Source organism: Streptomyces sp. NRRL S-350, assembly GCF_000719705.1.
Classification (GTDB): Bacteria; Actinomycetota; Actinomycetes; order Streptomycetales; family Streptomycetaceae; genus Kitasatospora.
The window spans coordinates 1-1401 of record NZ_JOHO01000161.1; the positions used below are offsets into that span (position 1 = coordinate 1).

General features: G+C 69.0%; 2 protein-coding genes. One reads left to right on the forward strand and one right to left on the reverse strand.

What is annotated here, in order from left to right; translation table 11 throughout:
* Positions 1–286: 286 nt before the first annotated feature.
* The gene (locus IF30_RS0140225; RefSeq protein WP_030248058.1) at positions 287–676 is read left to right on the forward strand and encodes a hypothetical protein; all 390 of its coding nucleotides are present in this window, start codon (positions 287–289) and stop codon (positions 674–676) included.
* A 151-nt stretch (positions 677–827) separates the two neighbouring features.
* On the opposite strand, the gene IF30_RS0140230 is transcribed toward IF30_RS0140225, so the two are convergent.
* Positions 828–1304, reverse strand: coding sequence for a DJ-1/PfpI family protein (locus IF30_RS0140230; protein WP_051712273.1), 477 nt, complete (start codon positions 1302–1304; stop codon positions 828–830).
* Between the last annotated feature and the right edge of the window lie 97 nt (positions 1305–1401).

Sequence of the window (1401 nt, forward strand, 5' to 3'; positions counted from 1 at the left end):
CGCTGACTTCAGCGTGGAGTTGGCCCTCGCCCCGGACTTCGGGTCCTTCGTCGAGGGCCTCTCTTCCGCCAGCGACTTCGACTGACGCGCTCCAGGGGCACACCCGGCCGACCCCCGAACGCGGGACGGACCCCACCCATGTCACGGCAGGGCGAACGTTGCCTGATGCGGCACTAGCCGCCTGATCAGGCAGTTTGCCACGCTCATCCCATCTGACGCAGGACCTGCCCTCTAGAAGGGCTTCACCGTCGACCACATCCGCCTTGGCGAGGACCGGGGCGCGATCATGCTCGGCACCTCCCCGGCCGTCCTGCCCGAGCCCCTGGTCGGTCTCGTCCGCGACCTCATAGCCACCCGCCGCGGCAAGGCCAGGATCGGAACCCCGAACGACGTGCCCTGGCCGTTTCCCGGAGGCCACCCCGGACAACCGATCGGCGACTCCCAACTCGGCATCCGCCTGCAGAAGATCGGCCTTCAACCCCGAGAAGACCGATCCGCCGCGCTGTTCACCCTCTCCACCGAGCTCCCCACCGCGATCCCCGCCCGGATGCTCGGCATCCCTATCCAAGTCGCCGTCCAGTGGCAGAAGGCATCCGCCGGTGACTGGACCGCCTACGCCGCCGGCGTCAGCCGGCGCTCCAGCAACAGGGACCGCGGAGTCCAACCCAGCCTGTGATGACCCGATCCATGACATCTATGAGGGGAAGGAGTTCACGATCCCTGGGCCTGACGCCACGCTCGACCTGCGCCTGGGTGGCCGCGCGACTGGCCGCGCGCAATGGTCGGTGCGGCACTCGGCTCGGGGGCGTGCGCCGCTGCGGTCATGCTCAGGTTGTCAGGCGGCCCAGGAGCGCGGACTGGTCTGCCAGCGCCGATTCCAGCATGGCCCGGGCATGGGGCTTGAAGAAGTCGAGATCGGCGGACCTCCAGTCGATGCCGCCCAGGGGTGGCTGCGGGTCGTACTCGAGGAAGAGCTGGACAGTACGGGCGGTCTGCTCGCCTGCGAGGCGTTCGACCAGGTGGAGGGCCATGTCGATACCGGCCGACACTCCGGCGGCGGTGAGCACAGGACCGGCATCGACCCAGCGTTCGGCGACCGGCGTCGCGCCGAACTTGCCCAGCAGGTCGCGGAATCCCCAGTGAGTGGTGGCCTGACGACCGTCGAGCAGGCCGGCGGCGCCCAGGATCAGTGAGCCGGTGCACACCGAGCCGACGATCTCAGCCGTCCGCGCGGCCTGGCGGATCCAGCTCAGCAGGGGCTCGTTGGCCAGGGCGGCGAGGGTCGGCTCGGTCCCGCCGGGCACGATCAGCGCGAAGCGACCAGGTCGGAATTCTTGGGATACCAGTCATTCCGACATAGGGTCCTGGTCATGGAGGAACGAGTGGTGGTCCTCGTCGGAT